The organism is Mesorhizobium sp. LNHC229A00, assembly GCF_000502415.1.
Classification (GTDB): Bacteria; Pseudomonadota; Alphaproteobacteria; order Rhizobiales; family Rhizobiaceae; genus Mesorhizobium.
Genome location: NZ_AYWQ01000161.1, coordinates 1 through 514, shown reverse-complemented (window position 1 = coordinate 514; position 514 = coordinate 1). Strand labels below are relative to the sequence as shown.

Below are 514 nucleotides of genomic sequence, written 5' to 3'. Positions count from 1 at the left end.
CGGCAGTCTGAGCACCGCAGAGGAACGGTCATGGCTCTCACTCGATCGTGAATCGATTGCGATCGTTTTCCACTGTTGACCGGCGACCGTCGTGCCGAGACGGTTCGAAGCGGACCAGACCCGTCTTGGCAAGCGACAATCGTCCGCTTCCGGCGACGAATTCCGTGTCCTTGAAGAGCCACGTCGAGTCCGGCAGCTTGTATCGGAAGCAGACGACAAACGTTTTGGCCAGATGGTTGTCGGCGGACAACTCCCTGCGGCCTTGCAAACAGAATCCGCCAGGGCCGTGCAAGCGGCTGACCACGCACTTGGGCCGGAGGCAGAATTCCGCAAGCACCCCGGCAGCACCGTCAAACGTTGGACAACCCGTTCACCCGAAGTTCCGGTGGAAAAGGCCTGGGCTAGACGGCTCTCTTGTTACCCCAGAGCATAACGTGCAGCTGCGGTAGCACGCGGGCTTCGAACCACCTGTCGCGAGTCACGCTGTCAACCAGCCACTCCATGCGCTTCAATA

At 60.3% G+C, this 514-nt stretch carries 1 protein-coding gene and 1 pseudogene; both read right to left on the bottom strand.

Going from position 1 to position 514, the window contains the following annotated elements:
- Positions 1–37 precede the first annotated feature (37 nt).
- On the bottom strand, positions 38–250 hold the full coding sequence (locus tag X742_RS140205; protein WP_023775677.1) for a hypothetical protein: 213 nt from the start codon (positions 248–250) through the stop codon (positions 38–40).
- A 151-nt stretch (positions 251–401) separates the two neighbouring features.
- A pseudogene (locus tag X742_RS1000000176355) lies at positions 402–514 on the bottom strand (7-carboxy-7-deazaguanine synthase QueE); the annotation flags it as partial.